At 57.1% G+C, this 23,708-nt stretch carries 12 protein-coding genes and 1 pseudogene; 6 read left to right on the plus strand and 7 right to left on the minus strand.

The features are described 5' to 3' along the window. Window positions 1-136 precede the first annotated feature (136 nt). Window positions 137-559, plus strand: a complete 423-nt coding sequence (locus JJN09_RS29005) for a hypothetical protein (protein WP_249484856.1) — start codon at window positions 137-139, stop codon at window positions 557-559. A gap of 123 nt (window positions 560-682) precedes the next feature. Beyond that, window positions 683-850, plus strand: coding sequence for a hypothetical protein (locus JJN09_RS29010; protein WP_167443766.1), 168 nt, complete (start codon window positions 683-685; stop codon window positions 848-850). A gap of 171 nt (window positions 851-1,021) precedes the next feature. Here the strand turns inward: JJN09_RS29010 and JJN09_RS29015 are convergent, their stop codons facing one another. Further along, window positions 1,022-1,450, minus strand: a complete 429-nt coding sequence (locus tag JJN09_RS29015) for a hypothetical protein (RefSeq protein WP_249484857.1) — start codon at window positions 1,448-1,450, stop codon at window positions 1,022-1,024. Next, the gene (locus JJN09_RS29020) at window positions 1,447-1,974 is read right to left on the minus strand and encodes an RHS repeat-associated core domain-containing protein (RefSeq protein ID WP_368388971.1); all 528 of its coding nucleotides are present in this window, start codon (window positions 1,972-1,974) and stop codon (window positions 1,447-1,449) included. Before JJN09_RS29020 ends, JJN09_RS29015 begins: the two co-directional genes overlap by 4 nt. A gap of 38 nt (window positions 1,975-2,012) precedes the next feature. On the opposite strand from JJN09_RS29020, the pseudogene JJN09_RS29025 reads away from it, so the two are divergent. Then, a pseudogene (locus tag JJN09_RS29025) lies at window positions 2,013-6,170 on the plus strand (beta strand repeat-containing protein); the annotation flags it as partial. A gap of 181 nt (window positions 6,171-6,351) precedes the next feature. Here JJN09_RS29025 and JJN09_RS29030 read toward each other — a convergent pair. Continuing rightward, on the minus strand, window positions 6,352-6,723 hold the full coding sequence (locus tag JJN09_RS29030; RefSeq protein ID WP_249484858.1) for a DUF6124 family protein: 372 nt from the start codon (window positions 6,721-6,723) through the stop codon (window positions 6,352-6,354). Window positions 6,724-7,167: 444 nt separating this feature from the next. Then, window positions 7,168-10,887 (minus strand): Ig-like domain-containing protein, encoded by a 3,720-nt coding sequence (locus tag JJN09_RS29035; RefSeq protein ID WP_249484859.1) that lies wholly within the window; start codon window positions 10,885-10,887, stop codon window positions 7,168-7,170. A gap of 394 nt (window positions 10,888-11,281) precedes the next feature. Between JJN09_RS29035 and JJN09_RS29040 the strand changes: the two genes are divergently transcribed. The 3 genes from JJN09_RS29040 to JJN09_RS29050 all read left to right on the plus strand — a co-directional run bounded on the left by JJN09_RS29040 (window position 11,282) and on the right by JJN09_RS29050 (window position 17,778). Next, entirely contained in the window at window positions 11,282-13,210 is a 1,929-nt protein-coding gene (locus JJN09_RS29040; RefSeq protein WP_249484860.1) for a hypothetical protein, read from the plus strand. 166 nt (window positions 13,211-13,376) lie between these two features. Further along, a complete protein-coding gene (locus JJN09_RS29045) occupies window positions 13,377-15,305 on the plus strand; it encodes a hypothetical protein (RefSeq protein WP_249484861.1) in 1,929 nt (642 codons plus the stop codon). A gap of 244 nt (window positions 15,306-15,549) precedes the next feature. Beyond that, the gene (locus JJN09_RS29050) at window positions 15,550-17,778 is read left to right on the plus strand and encodes an autotransporter outer membrane beta-barrel domain-containing protein (protein WP_249484862.1); all 2,229 of its coding nucleotides are present in this window, start codon (window positions 15,550-15,552) and stop codon (window positions 17,776-17,778) included. 69 nt (window positions 17,779-17,847) lie between these two features. Here JJN09_RS29050 and JJN09_RS29055 read toward each other — a convergent pair whose 3' ends face one another. From JJN09_RS29055 to JJN09_RS29065, 3 genes are all read right to left on the minus strand, one after another. Beyond that, complete coding sequence (locus JJN09_RS29055) at window positions 17,848-22,365, minus strand: Ig-like domain-containing protein (RefSeq protein ID WP_249484863.1); 4,518 nt, start codon at window positions 22,363-22,365, stop codon at window positions 17,848-17,850. A 128-nt stretch (window positions 22,366-22,493) separates the two neighbouring features. Continuing rightward, window positions 22,494-22,889: a YbaN family protein gene (locus JJN09_RS29060; protein WP_096822241.1), complete on the minus strand. Its 396-nt coding sequence runs from the start codon at window positions 22,887-22,889 to the stop codon at window positions 22,494-22,496. 10 nt (window positions 22,890-22,899) lie between these two features. Beyond that, a complete protein-coding gene (locus tag JJN09_RS29065; protein ID WP_085710385.1) occupies window positions 22,900-23,487 on the minus strand; it encodes a YecA family protein in 588 nt (195 codons plus the stop codon). Between the last annotated feature and the right edge of the window lie 221 nt (window positions 23,488-23,708).

Raw genomic sequence — 23,708 nt, forward strand, 5'->3', positions numbered from 1 at the left:
TTGCGAATGCATGTCTGAAAAGGCCCGGCTTTATGCCGGGCCTTTTCGTTGCTGAACGTTTTCCCTGAATGAGCCTCAAATTCCATATAGCCCCTCTCCGGGCATGCCGTCCCGATCCGGGACCTGTGAGGTCTGTATGCGCTCGACATTAACTGCAACTGCGTTGGTTATGGGACTGCTCGTGGCTCAAGGCGCCATGGCTGCCGGCGATGGTTCCGCGGCGGTCGGTGGTGGGCTGGGCGGTGTGCTGGGGAATGTGGTCGGCGGCCAGCTCGGCGGCAGCACGGGGGCGGCGGTGGGTGCCGGCGTAGGTGGTGCGGCTGGCAGTGCGGTCGGGGCGAACAAACGCAACCGCACGGAAGCCGCCATTGGTGGCGGTCTTGGCGCGGCTGGTGGTTCAGTGCTTGGTAACAGCGTCGGCGGTTCTACCGGCTCGGCTGTCGGTGCCGGGCTCGGCGGCGCGGCGGGTGGCGCAGTTGGCAACAGCCTGGGTGGCGATGGCGGTAAATCGCACTCTGGGGGCGGCCACAAGCATAAACACAAGAATCGTCATCATTGAATGATCGGTTCTATCTAAACCCGGCTTGATGCCGGGTTTTTTGTGCCTGCGTGTCATGCGGAGGAACGATTAGCGACCATACTTTTCGAACGTCGTATACGAATGCGATTGACGAGGTGCACCATGACTCCCGAAACCGAAGGCAAGGAAGAAAAAGGACCGAGCGGATTGCCGTTTATCAATGATCCGGGGAATGAAGATCCGGGGTCGTTGATGGATGATGCAACGGTTCCGCTTTGGGAGGGTGAGGGGGAGGAGCTTGAGTATGAGGATTTTGATGATGATGAGTGATGGGGCACTTCCTTCATTGAGCTTGGTGCACACCTAATGATACTTCAGTATTTTCTGCAGCAGTTTTCGCGTGCTGTCCGTTTAGATAGCATCTTGAATGCGCAGTGGGGGGAGGAGAGTTTTAATTGTTTTTAAGGGCCTGAGTCAACAGGCCCTTTTTTGTGGTGGCGCCTAATCTGTATCTCTCGAGTCAGTCAGTACATAAAGATTACTTATTGCTGACATTTTTTTAATTTTTTTGAGTCTTACATATTCTTTGAGTTCTTTTTCAACAGTTTCTTCGTCGCAGTATTTTTTATGCTTGGATGGTCTATCGCAAGCGAAGTTGTATAGGCGCCAAGTATCAAATCCGTTGACTTCACCGTTAGGGCCATAGTCAAAATCTACGCTTTCTTTCGGTAAGTGGATGAAACATCCGATCCCATGTAATTCGTACTTAACGCCTCCAGTGACTTTTCCGCATCGCTTTATTGCCTTTGTATGCCAAAGCCTTCGAATATCTCGAGTGCCAAATTCACGCTCAAATACTAAGGTGCCAGACTCCACCGTGGAGATGAAGTCATTTATCAGGATTTCCAGAGTTTCATTTCGATCACTCATCTTCTTCTCCGGTGCTCCAATCTATCTAGGCCTACATTATTTGCTGAGTCTAATACGTCCTCAATGCTTTTTAGAGAACCGTTGTATGTGTTGAGATCAGTTATGAGTCTAATTGTCACATTGGTCGCAGTTTGCCGTGCAGCCGCTGCACGATGGTGCCCGTCCAGAATATATAGGCTGCCGTCATGTTCTATAACGTCAATGGGATATGCTGGATTGTATCCCTCGCGCATTCTATTTTTATAGTCGTCGACTTTCTTGGTTGAGGTTTTTCCCTCTATTGTATGTACTCGCTTCAAAATTTTTGGATCTATATTGTGAGCAATGGCCGGTAGGTTCGGCTCCCCCTCATCAACCTTAACCCCATTACTTCCATCTGGAACCTCACAACCCGGCTTATTCGGCGGCGGACAATTGGAGCTCAACCCCAACGGATCCACCCACCCCGTCGGATTCGGCACATACCGGTACTGATTCAACCCACCCGCCAGCTTCACCGGATCCGGCGTCAGATACCGTCCCACCTCCGGGTCGTAATACCGGTGCCGGTTGTAATGCAGCGACTCCGCTAGGCAGCACGCTGACGATCACCGGATTCAATTCCACCACCGGCGTCGTCAGTTACAGCTACACCCTGGATCACAACGACGCCCACCCAACCGCCAACGGCGCCAACACCCTGAGCGAGCAGTTCGCCGTCACGGTGGTGGATGACAACGGCACCACCGCCAATGCCAACCTCGACGTCAACATCGTCGACGACCTGCCAAAAGGCGTAAACGACAGCAACGCTGGCACAGCTTCGGAAACCAACCTGACCCTGACCGGCAACGTGCTGACCAACGACGTGCAAGGCGCTGACCGCGTCCCAACCGGCCCGAACGCTGGCCCGATCACCGCCGGTACTTTTACTGGTACTTACGGCACGCTGGTACTCAACGCCAACGGAACGTACACCTACACGCTGAACACCAACGACGCCGACTTCAAAGCCCTGCACGGCAATGGCAACGGCACCGAAACCTTCACCTACACCATCACCGACTCGGACGGCGACGCAAGCACCGCGAACCTTGTGCTGCAGATCCACAACAACGACGATCCGGTGATTCTCAACGGCCTCGATGTGAACGGCGGTGAACTCACCGTCTTCGAGAAAAACCTCAGCAACGGCACTGCGCCGGATGCGACGGCGTTGACCCAGAGCGGCACCTTCACCGTCACCGCACTCGACGGTCTGCAAACCCTCACCGTCGGCGGCATCGCTGTCGTTACCAACGGCGTGGCCGCAGGCTTCCCGCAGTCGGTCGTCACGCCGCTGGGCAGCACGTTGACGGTCACCGGCTTCAACGCCGCGACCGGCGTCGTGAGTTACAGCTACACCCTGGTGGATCACGAAACCCACCCGACCGGCAACGGCGCCAACAGCATCACCGAAAACTTCAACGTGGTGGCCACCGATGGCGATGGCAGCACCGCGTCGGGGCAGATCAACGTCAACATCGTCGATGACCTGCCGACTGCCAAGGCTGACACCGGTTCGGTGGTGGAGGGCGGCACCGTCAATATCAGCGTGCTGGGCAACGACGTCACCGGTGCCGATGGCCCGGCAGCGGGCGGTGCGGTGGTCGGCGTGCGGGCAGGCAGCAACACGGCGACCTCGGCCATCGGCGGCCTCAACAGCAACATCAACGGCACCTACGGCTACCTGACCCTGGATGCGGCGGGCAACGCCGTTTATCACAGCAACCCGAACTCGGTGAGCCCGCCGGGCGCCACCGACACTTTCACCTACACCATCCGCGACAGTGACGGCGACGAAAGCACCACCACCATCACCGTCAACGTCGCTGACAGCAAACTCGTGGCCTCGGTCGATCAGGACGTGACTGTCTACGAAAAAGCTCTCGACCTGACCAAGGACGGGCAAGACCTGGCCCCCGGCACGGTCACCGGCAGCGATCCGACCAATACCGGCGAAACCGCCACCGGCACGCTGGTCGGCGCGGTCACCGGCGGCAGCGGCGCGATCACTTACACCCTGGTTGGCAGCGCCACCGGCACCTATGGACAGATCCTGCTCAACCCCGACGGCACGTACACCTACACCCTGACCTCGGCACCGAAAACCACGCCGAACGCCAATGACGGGCCGAACACCCTGAGCGAAAGTTTCACCTACAAGGCCACCGATGCGCTGGGCAACAGCACCACCAGCACCATCGTGGTCAACATCGTCGACGACGTGCCCAAGGCGGTGGCGTCGGACCGTTCGGTGGCGGCGGTGGAGATCGACTCCAACGTGCTGATCGTGCTCGACATCTCCGGCAGTATGGCCGATGCCTCCGGCGTGCCGGGCCTGTCGCGGCTGGACCTGGCCAAGCAGGCGATCAGTGCCTTGCTCGACAAGTACGACGATCTGGGCGATGTGAAAGTACAGCTCGTCACCTTCAGCAGCAACGCCACCGACCGCACTTCGGTGTGGGTCGACGTGGCGACGGCCAAGACCTTGCTCGCCGGTCTTAACGCCGGTGGCGGCACCAACTACGATGCGGCCGTGGCAGCCTTGCAAACCGCGTTCAACACCTCGGGCAAACTCACCGGAGCGCAGAACGTCGGCTACTTCTTCTCCGACGGCAAACCCACCACCGGCCAGGAAATCGGCACCGCCGACGAGACCGCACTCAAAGCCTTCCTTGATGCCAACAACATCAAGAACTACGCAATCGGTCTCGGCAGTGGTGTGAGCAATGCCAACCTCGATCCGATCGCCTACGACGGCATCAGCCACACCAACACCAATGCGGTGGTGGTCACCGACCTCAATCAACTGAACTCGGTGCTGTCCGGCACCGTGGAGGGCGCGCCGGTCACTGGCTCGTTGCTGGGGGACAGCGGCACGTTCGGCGCCGATGGCGGTTTCATCAAATCCATCGTGGTCGACGGCATCACCTACACCTATGACCCGAAAGCCAATAGCGGCCAGGGCTCGCTGACGCCAAGCGGCGGCACCAGCCACGGCACCTTCAACACGGTGAACAACACCCTGAGCATCGCCACCAACAACAGCGGCACGCTGGTGGTGAATCTGGACACCGGCGACTACAGCTACACCTCGCAAAAAACCACCACGACGGTGATCACCGAGAACATCGGCTTCACCCTCAGTGACAACGACGGCGACCTCGCCAGCTCCACGCTGACGGTGAAAGTGATCCCCAACTCGCCGCCCGTGGCGGTGGACGACCACATCATCACCAACGTGCTGTCGAGCAATGTCGTGGTGCCGGGCGAGTTGCTGCTGGCCAACGACACCGATCCGGACAACGACACCCTCAACGCCTCGCCAACCACTTTCAACACCGGTTGGGTGGCCAAGGGTGCGGACTTCACCGGCAGCGGTGCGATCAGCTTCACCGGCACCAGCAACACCGCCGCCAACCAGAATCTGGCTGATGTACGCAACTCCTTTGCGGCCAACACGGCGATGATGACGGCAGTGCTGGTGGTCAGCGGCTACCTCGGCGCGGTGACCAACGCCAATGCCAACGATGAAGACCTCATCACCGTCAAACTGAAACAAGGCGAGACCCTCAACCTCGACCACAACCTGGCGGCCGGCCACATCACCATGGAGTACTCGGTGAACGGCGGGGCGTTCGTCAGCATCGCCGATGGCGGCACCATCACCGCCAGCGCCGATGGCACATACCAGATCCACGTGACCAACATCACCAACACCAGCGGCAGCAACACCAACGCCGCGGAAAACTATCAACTGACCATGACGGTCAACTACGCCGGGGCCCACGACGTCACCCCGGACTTCCACGGCACCTACACCGCCAACGACAACCACGGTGGCAGCGACACCGCCAACGTGACCATCAGCTATCAGGACGGCCACACCCTCACCGGGACTTCCGGCGATGACGTGCTGGTGGCGGGCAGCGGCGACAACATCCTCAACGGTGGCGACGGCAATGACGTGCTCACCGCGGGCTCCGGCAACAACGAGCTGCATGGCGGCGCCGGCAACGACTTGCTCTACAGCGGCCCGGGCAACGACATCCTCGATGGCGGCACCGGTATCGATACGGTCAGCTACGCCCACGCGACGGCCGGGGTGACGGTCAACCTGAGCCTGCTCGGTGCGCAGAACACCATTGGCGCCGGCATCGACACCATCAGCAATGTCGAAAACCTAGTTGGCTCGAACTTCAACGACACCCTCACCGGCGACAACAATAACAACGTGATCAACGGCGGCCTGGGCAACGACATCCTCAACGGCGGCGGGGGCGATGACCTGCTGATCGGCGGGATGGGCAACAACACCCTGACCGGCGGGCCGGGCGCCGATACTTTCCAGTGGCTCAAGGGCAACAGCGGCCACGACACCGTCACCGACTTCACCCCCGGCACCGACAAGCTCGACCTGTCGCAACTGCTGCAAGGTGAAAACGGCACGGCGGCGTCACTGGATGACTACCTGCACTTCACCGTCACCGGCAGCGGCGCGTCGGTGGTCACCAGCATCGACGTCAGCGCCATGGCTGGCGCCACGCCGAACCAGACCATCGATCTGGCGGGCGTCAACCTGGCCAGCCACTACGGTGTAACGCCGGGGGCGGGTGGATTGATTGCCAGCGGGCACGACACGGCGACGATCATCAACGGGATGCTGAATGATCATTCGTTGAAGGTGGATACGGTGTAAGCCGGAGCTGAAACGACAAAACCCGCCGTCCCGGTTATACGGGACGGCGGGTTTTTTATGCCTAGCGAAATCTGTGGCGAGGGAGCTTGCTCCCGCTGGGTTGCGAAGCAGCCCCCAAAAGCTTTGCGAGCGCTTCGCACTCGAGCGGGAGCAAGCTCCCTCGCCACAATCGCTCACTTGCCTACAGGTTTGCGTCAGCCTTCAGTTCCAGATTATCCAGCACCCGATTTACCGCCAGTTCCGCCAGCATGATCAGTTGCCCGATACCCAGCAGCACATGCCGCTGCGGCGTATCGATCATCCCGGCAAAATCGCTGGCCATGGTTTTGGCCGAGGTCAGGGTTTCGCAGGCGTCGGCTAGCAGTTCTTCGCTGTCGATGTCGGGGGCGATGAGGTAGCGAGCGTTAGGTTTGAGCAGCGGTTTTCGGGGGAGGAGGGGATTGAGGTAGTGATCGAGGGCGCGTTCGGCGGCTTCGTGGAATTTCTTGGAGTCGAGGGTTTCGTAGGGCGAGGTTGAATCGGCTTCCGGCGGGTTTGGCGTAGGTTTGATCATTGTGAAGCTCCTTGAGAAATGGAGCCGTCATCCATCGCTGCTAAACGAATTAGGTGGCGGCTGAACGCGGGTTAGCAGACCAGGCTCAAGGATCCCGGCGCACCGAAGTGCCCCACGTCAGCCGCCATAACAAAACATTGGCGACACCAACGTGCCTTGAAGTTAACCGGGCTGCTAAACCCGATCGCTGTTTTTCAGCGACCGCCAAACAATAGAACCCGCCCCCAAGGCGCACAAGCCGGCGGATTCTGGCGGATGCGTAGGCAAAGGCGCAAGGTTGCGTGGCTTTGCGGACACAACCTTCAACACTCTTCAACAAGCCCGAGGGCTGAAGGTAAAACGGAAAAGTCCGCCCTCTCGATTAAAGAGAGGACGAGCTTGCATGATTGGGGTTGGTAAATAAATGCGTCCCCATTTTGTTCGTTTTTTTTCTCACAAACGTAGTCATTGAAGTCCTACGGTGTCCCCACCGTAATTGTCTGGAACGGTCTCCTCGACGCCCGTAGCCAAAACTAGTGCCTGATACTTGTTGCCAACTGTAGTACTTGACCAAAAACGGTGAACACTGATTATCGGCCAACGATTACCGTAGGCAGCATAGATCCCACGTAGCTCTACTATTGTTGGCAACCTCGTCCCCATGGATTCGGCTTTTGCCTTCATCACTCCCCAATTTCCAACCCCAACGTGCAAGCACTTATGAATAGCACCTGTTACAGATACGGTATAGCTCTTGGACTGATTGACGGCATCCCTGGCGGTGATGGTCGCGGTTCCACGGCCTCTAACCGTCACTAGCCCTGATTGGTCAACAACGACGACTGCTGGATTACTGGAGGAATAGGTATAACCCGGTACTCCTTCCGTGGCTGGATGATGCACCGATGTTCCAGAATCAAAAACTGGAAGAACATGCGGATGTGAAGGAACCAGATAGGTTGTGCCGTTTAGGGTCACTGGGTTTGTATTGAATCTCAGTGGCGGAATGGGCGAGATAACTCTGAAGCTGCGTCGATTAGAAAACTCACCGGTGCTGACAGCTCTGGCATTGATCGAGTGACTGCCCAAATCAACGGACAAGGTAGCGTCCCAGACTTGGCCGACTGCGGTGACCGTGTGTTTACCTGCGTCATTGTCATAGATTTGTACTTGGTGCCCAGAGGTGAAGCGCCCCTGTAATGTAATGATAGTGCTTGTGGTCTCGCCGTTTTCTCCTATTTCGCCGTTGTTATCTCTCAACGAGGTAAGGCTCAGCGCAATAGCCTCAACTACGGTCAACGTGCGCGGGTCTGATGTCTGCCCTGAACCGTATAGCGCTTGTGCCGTGAACGTGTGAGGTGCAAGCGTGCGGCCGGTGAGTGTGTGCCTCCATATGCCGGTAACGAGTTCGGCCGTTGGCTGGCCATCGGGTGTGGGGCCATCGAATATCTGGACTTTCTGGCCTGGGGCCGACGTGCCGATCAGCGTTACGTTGGTGTCGACGGTGAATTCACCAGGCAGGATTTCGACGCCTTTGGAGTCTTCTGCTCGGGTGATCACCGGTTTTACATCCGCGATAGCCTTGACCATGTAGGTCCGCACCGGGAAAGACACCGCGTCGGCTTCGATCGTGCTGCTTCCCAACGCAGCCTTGAATTCAATGGAAAACGATGAATCATGTTTTAGATTTTTGAATTCGTTCAAAAAAGTAGTAGAGAGACCAGAGTCGTAATATCCGTTGGTCACCCAGCCGCTATTGGTTACGGGTCCTGGTTGGGCCCAGAGCGCTTTTTCGTAAGGGCTGTCATCGCTGAGTGTCCCCCTGAACTTCAGCCATACATATTGCCTTAGGGCAATCAACGGCCAGCCAAGGGCGCGTAAGGTTGCCGATGACTTGATAGCATCCAGATCCAGCTCCTGCCCATCACCGTTATTGGCCGCCTGAAGAATCTTCGGCACGTTCGACAGATCCAGCACCAGCGACTGCACCGCCAGGGGACGGGTATCCGACGGCAGCGGTGCACCGCTGCCGCGTTTCACCGTGTAGCTGACCGTCACCGCTTTGTTCAGGTTGAAAGCCACCACACTGTTGGCCAGCGGAATTTCCTGCGCCCCGAGCACGGTGACGGTTTTTTCTGGCGCGGTGTGTGAGCCTCCCGCCGGCGTACCTGCCGCACCGGTGAAGGTGACAATGATTTTGTCACCGAGCAGCATGCCCACGTAGTCCACGATAGCGGTCAGGGCATCCTTCGCGGCATTGGGGATCAGACTGGTATCGTTCGGCGCTTCCTTGACTTTCGGGGCGGTAAGGTCCAGCGCCACCCCCACACTGAACGGCTTCACATCGGAATAGCTGGTGGGCCGCCCATCCGCCCATTTGATGGAATAGGACGCCTCGACCGTCCCGCCTTCATTACCCTTGATCAACTCAGCCTTGATGGTGAACGGCACCGGTTGGCCAGCGGTAAACGAGGACAATTTGACCGAGTCGCTGTCCGGCCCGGTTTTCGAGCCATTCCAGAAGTAGGTCACCTCGTCATCCTTGACCGTGTTCAGGTATTCCACGGTCAGCGTGGTGCCGGCCATATCTGCCGGTAATACGCCGTCCACCACGCCATCCACTTTCGGCTCCGGCAGCTCTTTCCTCGGCTCACCGACGTTCAGGCTCTCGGCGTGGATCGACTCGCGGATGGCGTGGGTGGCGTTGACACGGTTCATCGTCCCCAGCACCGCGTCCTCGATCAGCAACTGGTAATACAGTTCCAGTTTGCCCCCTTCGATCTGTTTCAGATGAAGGCCGGGGACGTTGATCAGCAAGGGCGCACCGGTCGTGATATCGCCTTGCGTAATCGGGCGCAGTGGCAGGTCGGGCAAGTAGGTGCTCAGGTCAGGCCGAGTGCCGAGCCAGAACAGCTTGATCGCCTGGCCGGCAGCAAAGGATTTGTCGAATGGAATCTCGATGCGGGCCTGTACCAGCTCCGGATTGAGGGCGCCCTGTGCTGCGTCGAGGGCGACCGGGGCCTGCAACCGTTGGATCTCGCCGATGACGTTGATGAACTGGGTCTTGGACAGCAGGTCAGCAGAGCCGTCTGCTTTTTTCAGGCGAAAGGACAAGCCGATCTGGGTCTTGGCCAGTTGCCGCAACGCGGCATTGGATATCTTGATTTCGGGGATGCTCGGCACGCTGACCAGCGGCGTGCCGGTGACCTCAATGTTGATCGGTGCCCCTTCAACCGGTGTGCCCTTGAGCCGGACGATGGGGATGTCACCGACCTTGAACTTGCTGCCGTCCACGGCAAGGATCTGCGCCGTGCCATCGGCATCCCCCAGTTTGTCGGCGTCCAGCACGTTGTTCAGCGTTTCCTTGCAGATCGGTGCGCCCAGTCTGTCGGCGTCGACCGCAACCACCACGCGCTGTTCGTAACTCCAGTCTTCGGCGCGGTTTTCGACAATGTCGTAGACCTCGTAGGCCACGGCGAGACCGGCCTCCCCGGAGTCCTCGGCACAGCGAATGTCCTGCTCGGTGACCTTAACAATAACCGGCACTTTGCCGTCGGCCTCATCCTGAGTCAGCGGTCCATAGAGCACGAACACACCGCCCCAGGTCACCTGAATCTCGTCGCCGGCCGCTGCGTTGGGGTAGGGTTGCGGCCCGTCGTCAGAGGGGCCGATCCGGATCGGCACACCGGCCGCGATGTTGTCCTTGTCGATGCCGCCCTCGAGAATTTCCCTGGGGATGGTCATTTTCAGCTTCGAGTGACCGGGGCCTTCGTCGCTGTCATGGCCACCGGGACGGGTGAGCTTGACCCGTACCTGCATCACTTCGGACGGTTCGGCCGTTCCGCCCTGTCGGGTGACGGCGTAGGCCAGTGTGGACGCGCCGTCAGTGAAGCGGGCGGCGGGCACAAACATCGACAGCGTGGTGTTGACATCATTGTCGTCGACGGTTTTGTTGAATACCGGTTGCCCGCCCAGGGAAATCACCAACTTGTCGCCCCGGCTCATGACCCCCCACGGCCCGGCCCGGCACAGCAAGCCCTGTCTGGGAAAGTTGTCCTGCACGGCCGCGATGTTGAGCCCCCAGACATCCGGCGCTTGCGACACGGGGCTGGTGCGCCCGGGAACGTCGAGCTCCTTGAGTACCAGCGGTGATGAGCCAGCGGGGCTTTTGCTATTGATAGCCATGGCGCGAACTCCAATCGAATGGCAGGACGATGGAGGCATTGAACGGCGCTGTGGCGGAGTTGGCTACTGTCAGAAATTACAGGTAAGCGTTGGTTTAAGACGAACGGTTTGAGCCGAACTCTGAAACGACAAAACCCGCCGTCCCGAGTGATCGGGGTTGCGGGTTTTTATGGTTGGGTCTGGTAAATAAATGCGTCCCCTTTTCCGGTTTATGCCGCTCTGCCGAATTGACTGCGACCCCAATCTCCGACGAGCGGTAGCAAAACCTGTAATTTCTGACAGTAGCCAGCGAATGTGCAACGCCGTTAAATCACGTCAGAGCAACGAATCCTGAACCTGCAGATAACGTGCAGATGTTCAGGAGGCGTGGCCATTTCGTGAGAGGGCGTCTGTAATGCCGGTGACTCAAAACCAGATCGACTCTGTAGATCCCGAACTGGAAAAACCCAGGGTTCCGATCATTCTGAAGGATGAGAACGGCGATGAAAGCCCCGATGGGCTGCTGCCGCGCAGTGCTTTAAGCGATGATCTGCAGGTGATTGTCCCCGACTGGATACCGCCCCCCTTCGCTGATCCTATCCCTTACATCATTACCATCAGTTGGGTGCTGGAGGGCGGCCCGTTCACTCCGGTGTACAAAGAGACATTCGATACGCCGGGTGAGAAGGTCTTGAAAGTCCCGCGGGACAAGCTGGCGCATGGCATTTACGCCTTGTCCTACGAGTTGAATTACGGTGGGAACAAGCAATATTCCTTTGATACTCGAGTGACGGTCGATCGGCTGCCCCCGGATGATGGGCAGAGCCCCAGAGCCCTGATATTGCTGAACGTTCCCGGTAACGTCATTACCGACGACTATCTCACGCGTTTTGGCGAGGTCAGGTTTCAAGTCCCGTTTTATGTGGATGCCAGGGCACGGGACCGTGCGATCTATTTCCTGACCGACAACGACAACCCGCCGGACTTAGAGCAGGAAATTCGCGAGCAAGCGTTCAGCCAGCAGGACATTGATCAGAGACTGCTGTTTATTACGATCTATGAAGCAGACATTCGGGCCAGAGGGCACGGCCCACGTTATTTTTATTACAGGCTGCGTGACTGGGCCGGCAACATCGGGCCGCGCTCCACGCTGTTGCCGGTGCTTGTCGATCTGAGACCCGGGCCCGGCAACCTCAAGCCGCCTCGTGTGCCTTTGTCGATCCGGGGATTGATCGACCGCGAGCATGCCCGCGAAGGGGCCACGAACCAGAAGGCTGTTACGGTTGAAATCGACCCTTATGACAATCCGGATGCTTCCGACAAACTTCTGATCCGGTGGAACGGTCATGATCTTGCACCGCTCGATGTCGATCCTGCGGCATTTCCACTCACCGCGACCGTGCCCTGGCCAACGCTGACGGCTGACGGGCTCGGGCCCATGGACGCGCATGTCGACTACCGCGTCAGCCGGGGCGGGATACCGACGCCGCCGTCACCTGAAACAACCGTGCCCTACAACTTTACAGTCGCGGGTCAAGACCATCCCGACGCACCTGCACTGTTGAACACCAGGCTGGCTAAGGTCGAGATTTACGGCGCCGTTTCCAAAGAGCTGAACAAGCTGCTGCCCGATGACTACGAATTGCCCGCCGAAGGTCAACTGGCGCTTCATGACAATCCCGTACCGGGGGAAAAAGTCTTTCTGTATTGGGGAGCCATCGGCACACCCGTCGCGGAGTATGAAGTTCAGCCCGGGGACACGGCAGGGAAGATCATTTTCTTCAGCATCCCCTGGGCGTTTATCGACCTGGACAAGGAAAACCCCGTACTACCCGTGCGCTACGTCACCGATAACGGTGTGAATCAGCAGTTGGCCCCGACGACCCTGGTGAACGTGGCAATCATCATCATCAGGAATCTGCCCGAGCCGACCTTCCCCGATGGCGGGCGGGAAGGGGTACTCAATTGCTGCGCCAACCCGCGGTTGTGGGTGCATGTAAAGGTCCATGTCAAAGGGAATGCCGAATTCGACAAGGACGACATTGTCGAGCTGCGTTGGCAAGGGTGTCTGGGCCCTAATGGAACTTCCCCTATTCCGGGCGTCGTGGACTCTTTCGAAACGACGCTGAGTTTTGATCAGGCACGCAATGGATTTGACGTGCTGGTGACCGACTATGAAAAGTTGATTGCGCCCATGGTCAATAACGGATCGGCGCTTTGTCGTTACTTTTTGAGAAAGAGTAATGGCGGGCGGGGAGAGTCGAGGCCGGATTTCGTGGTCATCAATAGAACCATGCCCAGCGGGGAAGTCTGTGGGCCGGATAAGGATCTTTGTGATCAGTGATTTCGCCGAAGGACAGGTGTTTCAGGAAGTTGGTGCGTGTAATAACTGCTGATGCGCACAGTCGTGCCAATGCAGTGTTTTTTGATTTGCGGTTGGTTCCAGGTGTTCTGACACGGGGCTGTAATTCCCTTTGTCATTTAATCAAGTCATTGAAAGGATGAACAAGATGAGCAATGTCATTAAGTTGACCCCGGTACAAAGTCGTGAGCGTTATTTGAGTATTCTCCGAAATGCACCGAAAGCGGACTTTGAGCCGCCTGTGCTGGATGATGACAATCCGCTGCTGCCTGATGAAAGTGACGATGATCCGAATCAATTGCCCAAACAGTATCAAGGGTTTGCATTGAAAGTGAATGTCCTCAGGTTCGACGGGGCTGACGATGATCCTTCTGTTGACGGGTTTATAAATCTGACTTGGGATGGCACTCAGCGAGGTCCCCGGTTTACATATAAAACCCCTCTCGATCCTGCACTTCTTGAAATTCCCATGGAGTTGCCGGCAGGTTTTACGAATGTTTCCGGGCCTCACACGTTGAGCTATGTGCTCAATCATGGAGGGAACTCGAAACCTATTCCGGATCTGCCCATCTATATCGACACTACGCCACCTGATGTCAGCGGTCTTGTTATTCTTCCTCCGGAGGTGGAGGCCAACGGGATTACCAAGCCTTATCTGGATGCCAACGGTTTTGTCCTGATTACCATGCCAACGGTCGCCGACAGAAAAATAGGGGACAAGTATGAATGTTTTTTTGGCTCGACATTTCCGACACCGGTACATGTAGGAGATTTTCCTGTTGTCGATCCTCTTGCTCCCGTTACCTTTAGACTGACGACCGCAATGGTCGGAACTGAAGAAGGTGTGAGAGCGATTTTTTACTATCGAACAGATCGAAAAGGAAATAGGAGCCAAAATTCGCCTTTCAAAGAAGTGAGCGTAACATTAACGGACCCTCCAGCGAATTTGGAGGATCCAAGTATTCCGCTGTTTGATAACGACACGGCACCGAAGAAGATTGACCTCGCCGACGCTCGGATGCGCCCAGGAGTAGGGATCGAAGCTGAGTACGACAATTTTGTGGACGGTGATGAACTTGAGGTCACCGTCGATGGCGTTGTAGTGCCAGCACAAAAAATCGCTGGCTTCCCTACTTATGTAGAGGTTCCTTATTCGTACTGGCATAACGGTGATCTCGGAGAAAAAACCATCGAGGTCAGCTATCGGATAAAACGTGGAACGATTCGGCATCCTGCCAGTACTCCCCCCAAAAACGACGCTGTACTAGTCGATCTGCGTCGGCCAGGGGACGGCGAAGGTCCAGATGATCCAAATCCCGATTTTCTTCCAGTCGATGTTCAAGGTGCGGGCGGCAATGCGGTAAACGTTTTGACGGAGCAGGACAAGGATCAGGATGTTGACGTAACAGCGGCCGCTTACCCGGGTATCAAGGATAAGGATATTGCCACTCTGATCTGGAACGGGGTTGAAGTAACAGACGCTGAAGGCGGTGTTCTTCAGTTGGATGGTACGGAGACTGGCCTGGATTGGACAATTGATTGGTCAGTTGTAGATGCTGGTGGGAACGGCACTGAAGTTCCAGTGACTTATAAGGTCACCAATCCTGATGTGAACGATAACGAAGAGCGCTCAATGCCACGGGATGTAGATGTGTTCATCAGACCGGGGAGTGTGCCTCAGGCAACCTTCCAACATCTCGATCCGGATTTTGGTTATTTGAATTGCCGTTCATTGCAAAGCCATCCAGTGCTTATAAAATGCATCGAGGTTTTTATTCCGGGCGGAGAGCCGCAACTGGAAGGTCAGAATTTGACTTTTACTTATCAGGGCTACAGTGATTCCGCTGGTAATACTGTGATACCGAATAATAAGGATGAAGTTACATATCAGCCGGGTTCTTCGGATGTGCAAAATGGTTTTACCATACGCTTTCCGTATCAGCAGTTTCTTAATACAGGAAATGCATGGGGGGCGGTGAGTTATAACGCCGTGATTGATGGGCGGCCTACACCGTCAGTGCGACACTTGGTCAGGGTGCTCATGAGGAATGGTGATACGACACCTTGTAGTATTTGAAAGAAAAAAACGGGAGGTTGTTGCCTCCCGTTTTTTTATAAAATCAGTGTCAGGGATTTTTCTTCCTTGTTTATCGGACTTGCCCTACATTTTTTTGTGAGGAATCCGATTAGTTTCCGCGCTCTATTTCTTTGCGCAAATGCATTTCGCACTCTTGCACAGGCATATCAGAGGTGGGTAAGTCATGAGAATATTTGGCGGGCGGCTTGAACGTCTTTCTGTAAAAAACGTGTTGAGCGTTCTGATGGTCATGCCAGCCATTTCCAGCGGCGGCATATTGGCAGCCACCATTGTCGATAACGCGACGCTGGATATCGATTCGACGACAACGCCGATCGATTATCTGGTGCGTAACAACGCAGTATTGAATGTCAATGGCGCCACCACCCAGTCAATTACCGTCCAATCCGGATCGACGCTGACCATCAATGGCGCCACGGTCGTCAGCAATCCCGGCGTCGAAGGCATTATGGTCACCAGCAGCCGAGGCACCATCAACCAGGCCAACGTGACCAGCGACGACATCGGTCTGGCCGTCAACCGTTCTTCGATTGCCGCTGGCGGCTCCACTGTGGATGTTTCCAACAGTCAAATTCGCGGTGACGTCTTTGGCGCACAGGTCACCGGGTTGAGCACTTTGTCGTTGGTCAATACGCAAGTGACTGGCGCGGGTACGAGCGGCATCGGCGTGAACATTCTGGGAGGGCAGGTGAATGCCTCCGCCGGGACACAGATCACCGGACAGACCACAGGCGTGCGCATGGTCAACGATACGGCCAATATCGGCGCTCGTGCGCTCACTCTGGATAACTCCACTGTTCAAGGCGTCAACGGTTCTGCGGTTCTGGTTGATCGCGGGACCAATGCCACCATCAACCTGTCGAACGGCGCCCGGCTGCTTGCCGGGAACAACAATCTGCTCGACGTCCAGGGCGCTTCCACCGCCGCCATGACCGTCGCCAACAGCGAGTTGCAGGGCAACATCAACATCGCCGGCAACAGCACCGGCAACCTGACCTTCGATCAAGGCCGGATGACTGGCGATGTGCTGGTCGAAAACGGCTCCACGGCCAACGTCACCCTGCAGAACAGTTCGCAGTTCACCGGCCGTCTCGACAAGGTCAACGGCGTGACCGTCAACAGTGGTTCGATCTGGACCCTGACGGGCAACGACACCGTAGGAACGCTCGCGATGAATGGTGGGACGGTTCGCTTTGGTGCGCAGGATGTGCCGAATACCTTCTACCAGTTGAACGTCGGTACGCTCGCCGGCTCGCCGGATGGTTCCAGTACGTTCGCCATGAAGGGCAACTTCGCTACGGGGCAGCATGACTTCCTCAATGTCACCGGAGTGGCGACCGGGAACTTCGGTTTGCTGGTGGCGGCGTCCGGCCTGGATGCGGTGAATCCACAGCAACTGACCCTGGTGCACACGGCTGCTGGCGATGCGCAATTTGCGCTGACGGGCGGGCGAGTGGATCTGGGTACCTGGTCCTATGACCTGGCCCAGCGACCGGGAGGAACGGGCGGCACTGAGTGGTTCCTCGATCCGACCACCCAGGTAATCAGTCCCGGCGCCAGTGCGGTGCTGGCCCTGTTCAACTCTCCGATCACCCTGTTGTACGGCGAAGCCAGTTCATTGCGCAGCCGCATGGGCGAGTTGCGGTTCAACGGTGGCCAACCGGGCGCCTGGGCACGCACCTATGGCAACCAGTACAACGTGTCCGAAAGTTCTGGTGTGGCGTACAAGCAGAACCAGCAAGGGCTTTCCCTCGGAGCCGATGCCCGGGTGAATGACAGCGATGTGCTGGTGGGCGTGATGGGGGGGTACAGTCAATCGGATCTGAGTCTTGAACATGGCACCTCGGGCACGGTCAAGAGTTACTACTTCGGGCCCTACGTGACGTGGATGGACCGCGACACCGGTTACTACGTTGACGGTGTGCTGAAATTCAACCGGTTCCAGAACGAGGCCAAGGTCAGTTTGAGCGACGGCACGCGTGCCAAGGGTGATTACGATAACTGGGGTGTCAGTGCATCGGCGGAGGTCGGTCGTCACATCAAGTTGAGCAACGATTATTTCATCGAGCCTTTCGCCCAGTTTTCGGCCGCGCAGATCCAGGGCAAACGCTTCAGCCTGGACAACGACATGCAGGCCGATGGTGATCGCACCCGCTCATTGCTGGGCAAGGCTGGCGCCACGTTCGGGCGCAATTTCGACATTGGCAACGGTGCTGTTGCACAACCTTATGTGCGCGCGGCCATTGCTCATGAGTTTGCGAACAACAATGAGGTGAAGGTCAACAACAACGTGTTCAACAACGACCTGTCGGGTTCACGGGCGGAGTTCGGTACGGGTGTGGCGGTGGCGTTGTCGGATAAATGGCAGGTGCATGTCGATCTGGATTACGCCAATGGCAAGCATATCGAACAGCCTTGGGGGGGGAATGTGGGGCTGCGGTATAGCTGGTAAGTCGCTGAGTCTTTTAAAAGTGCCTCATGAACAATGAGGCGCTTTTTGCGTTCTGCAATCGTAGCCGTTTTATCTTATGCCCACCCCGTTTGCGGTACCGTAATGTTGAACATGAGCTTCCGTTCCGGTGACGAGGTTTTTCATGTAATAACGGATTATGGGAAACGAGGCCGCCAGATCTGTTGACCAGTAATAATAATTCCCCATGGGCCAACGGCTTCCATAAAGGTTATGGATCTCCCTGAGTTCGCCCAGGGAGGGTAATCGAGCGCCGTTGTTGGCAGCATTGTTTCTCATGGTTGTCCAGGTTCCCTGTCCGACGCCGATACAATGGATGACGCCAGTCACGCTCACGGTGTAGCTCTTTGACTGGTTGGCTGCATCTGTGACGGTAATGGTTGCAGAACCGCGACCTCTGACCGTGACCAGTCCAGATGAGCGATCAACGAAAGCCACGCTCGTGTTGCTGGAGGTATAGATATAACCGGGCTGCCCCCCGGATGCTTGGTGATGCACTGAAGTTCCCGCACCGAAAGCCGGGAGGATTTCGGGATTGCCTGGAATCAGGTAGATCTTGCCGCTCAATGTCACCGGGCTGGTGTTGAAGTTCAGTGGAGGAATCGGCGAGATGACCCTGAACGTGCGCGCCCCCGAGAATTGCCCGGTGCTCACGGCCTTCGCCGTGATCGAGTGAGGGCCCAGCCCGACGCCCAGTGTTGTGTTCCAGGTAGCGCCTATGGCACGCACCGAGTGTTTGGGCGTGTTGTTGTCGTAGATTTGTACCTCGTGGTCGGGGGTGACATTACCTCGCAGTGTGACGGAGGTGCTTTTGGTTTCCGCACCGTTCTGCAGCTCGCTGATGCCATCGTGCACAGACGTGATCGTCACTGGGGTGTGGGCGGCAACATTGAAGTTGAACGGCTGACTTTCTACCGGATTAACGGGATAGAGCGCCTTTGCCGACAGGCTGTGTGACGTCACTCCCAACCCTGTGACAGTCGAGCGCCATTGCCGATCGGCACCGACAGTGACAGGCGGGCCGATAGCTGTGCCTTTGTTGTAAACCTGAATCTGTTCTTTGGGCGTCGCCTGTCCCAGCAGAGCAACCGTTGAATCATAGGTGGTTCCGTTCTGATTTACCGTCCCTCTGCTGTCGGTCACCGAGGTGATGCTCGGGGAAATGAAAGCGGCAACGGTGAACACCCTCGGTGGTGCAGATACAGGTTCGCTGCCGTACTCGGCTTTGGCCGTCAGACTGTAAGTTTTTAACGTCAGATTGCCGTAGGAATATTCCCAGTCGCCGCTTGGTTTGACATCTATCGTTTCTATCGGGGTGTTTCCATCTCTAAGCGTGATCTTTTCATTGGGACTGGCTTTGCCGTGCAGGGTGACGCTCTTGTAGTAGGTCGTCCCACCCGCTTCGATGTCGCCTTTGACATCGACCACGCGAGAAATGGTCGGTGTAACAGCTTGCTCGACGCGGAAAGGATAGGGCGGGCTCAGCTCTGGCTGAATGTCATAAAGCGCCTTGGCATTGAGTACGTAACTTTTTACCGTCAATCCGGAAAGTGTATGTCGCCAGATTCCGTTTGTGTCGACAGGGAGGTCGATGACTGGAGTCCCGCTTTGTTGAAGCTGAATCCGCTCGTTGGGTGTAGCGCTGCCTTCGATCGCGACACTGTTGTCGTAGGTGATGGAGTTGTGTGCGACCAGGCCTCTGGAGTCAATAACTTTGTTGATCTCCGGGGTTTCAGCGAACTTGACCTCGAAGGTTCTGGGATTGCTGGTCACTGGATCGGCGTCGTACAACGCCTTGGCGGTAATGCTGTAGGTTTTCTCGATCAAACCGCTGATGGTACGGGTCCATTCGCCTTTTGCATCCACGGACGCGGTGCCCAGGGATGTCGAAACTGCATCAAAAAGCTCAACCGTTTCATCGCGAGTTGCAGTGCCTTCGACGGTGACTTCCTTGTAACGGGTCTTTCCGCCTTCGGGGACATCGCCTCGGGCATCTGTCACACCAGTGATGACAGGCGTCACCCAGTCGTAACGGGTTCTGACCGTCAAGCTATATAGTGGGAAGCCGATGGCCTCATCTTCCTTCGTACTGCCGTCGAAGGCGACTTTGCAAACCACTGTTGCCTGTGTGGAGTGTCCCAGTTTCATCAACTCGGATCTGGGCAGGACTTCATTCAGTCCGCTGGCGACTTGCCCAAGAGTGATCTCGTCGCCATCGAGCATTCGGATGACGTAGTCGCCGCCCGCCGCTGTCTTGCCTTCCAGCCTCAGCCAGAGGCGTTGCTGGAGTGCAATGAACGACCATTTGAGTACAAGAGCTCTCGCATCCCCGCTGAACGTCATCAGATCGAGAACATCAGCCACTGCCAAGGGAACTTGAGGCCGGGGCCAGTCGTTTTCAGGGTCCGGGAAGTTGGAAACATATAAGTCCAGCGACTCTGAGGGAGTGGTGAAGCCATAGCGTGAAACGTCATAGCCGACGCTTACCCGTCGGGCGATGTTGGCGCCGATCACAGGGCTGCCTACACGAAACGTCACGGCTCCGCTTGCATGCCCCGGCAACTCGAGATCAAGTGACGTGCCGTCACCCGGAGTGCCGATCCATCTGAGTCTGATGGTATCCAGGTCCGGCTTCATGCTTTTATAACTGACGCGCACATCGACGCCGTTGAGGCCATCCCTGGGGTTCAATACATCGTCGGGGGCTTGAACCACTTTGGGTGAGGGCAGCTCGCCGACCAGTTCACCTATCAGAAGATCGAGCGTTGCAGAATGTTCGTAGCGCTGAGTGGAGGGGCGCCACAGCGTGTATCTCACCTTGACGTACTGCCCGATACTGCTCGTGACGTACTCCGCAGGCACTCGGAAACGCAGCGGTTTACCGGCGCTCAGCGAAGTGATGGGCACCCAGTCGCTGATGCTGCCCAATGGATGGGTCGCCTGCCAGTACCAGGTCACGATGTCGTCTTTTTGCGTCGGCGGATTCTCGATCCGTATGTGGACGACGTCGAAGACTTTGGAAGGATCGAGTACATCCGGATTTTTGTTGGCTTCCTCCACCTCGGGTCTTGGCAATGTCGCTGTGACGGCTTGCACCTTGACCAACAAATGCTCCGAATCACTGACGCCGTAGAGCTCCGGCTTGTCATTGGACACGGTGTACCAAAGATCGAGGCTGCCCTTGGCGAGCACGATGATGTGCTCTTTGTCGACGTAAACAGTGAAACCGCCTTCTTTTGCCTCATTGTCACTGACGGTGTGACTGTCTTCATGGACATAGGGCTGGCCGTTGGACTTTTTGCCCATCCAGTGCATGGCGACCAGATCGCCATTGGCAATGGTTGCGTACCTGATTCGCACCGTGGCGTAAGGTCGGTCCGACTCGAGTATGTCGCCCACCAACTCGTCAATCGTCGGAGCTTCCGGCATCGAAACGTCGCCCACCACGTCGGCGAATTCGCGTTTGGAGGATAACGGCGGACTTCCGTCTGCTTTCGTCAGCACGTAGGAGGCATCGGCCCGGCCCATGGCGATGGCGCGGACTTGCGCGTAAGGCACTGGGAAGTCCATGACACTCGGGATGTTCGCCACCGTTTTGGATTCCGTGTGAATCAACGGCTTGCCACTGAAGGGAGTGCCGATCCAGGTCATTTTCACCGAGTCGTTCAGCGCGAAATCCGAGCCCTGTATATGAACCTGGACCGTGACGTCCTTCTGGTTCAAGTCGATGATCGTGATGATGCCATTGACCGATTCCTTGATAATCGGGGCTGGCAGGCGCCAGGCGCCGGCGTCGACGGCGATCCCCGTGCGTTTGGAGTGCCGGGAAGACCAGTTCCAGACTTCGTCGTGAGGGTCGTACTTGATTTCCAGTGCCGCGCTGTCGCCACCGGCCAGAATGTCTTCCTGTTTTGCGACGATCACGATGGGATCCTTGCCCTCCGCCTGAGCTTGTGTGACGAAGTGCGGCGCCAGGGTATGGCTGCCCCAGCGCATCAGAATCGTGTCTCGCAGTGTGATTTCCGGGTAGGCACGGACGGTCAGCGGAACGCCTTTTTTCGCCCAGTCGGCGTCGATCACTCCCTGATCGATGATGTCCTGCGGCAGTTGCGCGATGTGCAGTTCGGAGTGCCCGTCCGGTAGATGAGGTTCCTTGTCTCGGCCCCCGGGGCTGGTGAGTTTGATCCGAAACAGTGACAACACAGAGGGATCGTCCGGCGCAGTTGCGCCGAAGCGGGTCAACTCATAAAAGCATTCATGCAGGCCGGGAGTGAACAGCGCTTTGGGCAGGTAAAAAAACAGATGCCTGTCTTTTTCCCCCGGTTCAACCATTCGGTTGAACACCGGAACGTCGTCCCAATAAACAACATTTTTATCCCCTTCCAGCATGTCGAGGTACGCCACAATTACGCACAACACGCCGCTGTCACTTTCCGATACCACCACAATATTGATCCCGCCATCGGCGTCCTCGATTGGCGTGACTGCACCGCTGATCTGCATGGGCCGAAGCGCCAGCGTGCCGGGTTTGTCGAGATCGGGAAATAGGAGCGGGCTGTGGGTGGGCATGACGAAACTCCTGAACGAGCACGCAATGGGATCGCAGACGGTTTTTTATTGAACCTGAGGAGGGGAGGGAGGGGTACTGTCAGATCTGACAGGTGAGCAGGGTTTTACGACCAGCGGTTGCTGAGCGCTCAGCGTTTGTGCAGGGTTTTCTGCCGCAGGATATAGATGGACACCAACACCGCGCTGGTCAACATGAACCCCCGTGCCCACACCAGCGGCACCAGGTAACACGAGAACAGAATGCTCGCCCACATCAGCCCGATCGCGTAGACCTTGCCCTTGAGCGGAATGCCGTTGCCATCGAGGTAGTCGCGGATCCATGGCCCGAGCCGCGGATGCTCGACCAGCCATTGATAGAAACGCGGGGAGCTGCGGGCGAAGCAGGCGGCTGCGAGCAGAAGGAAGGGAGTAGTGGGCAGAACAGGCAGGAAAATCCCGATCACCCCCAATGCCACGCTCAGCCAGCCGATGGCCAGCAGGATGTAGCGCAACATCAGGGGGCGGTTGCCTATGGGGTTGTCCATAGGCCGGATCTTAGTGGTGACGTGGCTTGAGGATCGCCGGTTTTTCGTCAGGCGCCTGGCACAGCAGGTACAGAGCGGTCAGGGCTTCCGGAATCTGCACGATCATGTCGTCCATCAGGTTGGCGTCTTTGGCGATGTCTTCAAACTCGGGCTGTTCGTCGAACAGACCCGAACCGACCATGATCGGCAGCAACATTTCGCTGACTTCTTCTTCGGCGGTTTCGAACCAGGCTGCTTCGCGCAGGAACACGCCTTCCATGAAGCCGATGCACCAGCCGCGCAGTTCGGAATCGTCCGGCTCGTCGCCCAGATCCAGTTCGCATGGCAGCTCGAATTCTTCATCGGAGGCCAGTTGGCGGGCGATATGGGCTTTCAGGCCGATCAGCGTGGCTTCGATCTCTTCGCGCTGGGCTTCGCTGCTGTAATGCGGCTCTTCGGCGAACAGGGCGTCGATCCACTCACGATCCGGCACCACGTCGGCGCAGATCGACAGCGCGGTCAGGTAACCGTGAGCGGCCACGTAGTCCAGCGCCTCTTCATGCAGTTCGTCGGCGTCGAGGAAGACTTGCAGGCGGGTTAGTTGCTCGGCGAAGGACATTAAAGGGCTACCTTGGGGGAATAAACAATGCGGGAATTCTAGGCCTTCTTGAGCCCTCAAGCCAGCCGCAAGGCACATTTGCGCCCACAAGCTTCTTATCGGCGGCACCCTTTGCCGGGGAGTGCTCGGGTATACTGCCGCGCTTTGCGATCCCTGCCGGTGTCGCGGCTGAATCTGTACGGCGTCATGCAATGCGCCCTTACGTTTTGTTTAAAGCAGCC

The sequence above is a fragment of the Pseudomonas sp. HS6 genome (assembly GCF_023375815.1).
Lineage (GTDB): Bacteria > Pseudomonadota > Gammaproteobacteria > Pseudomonadales > Pseudomonadaceae > Aquipseudomonas.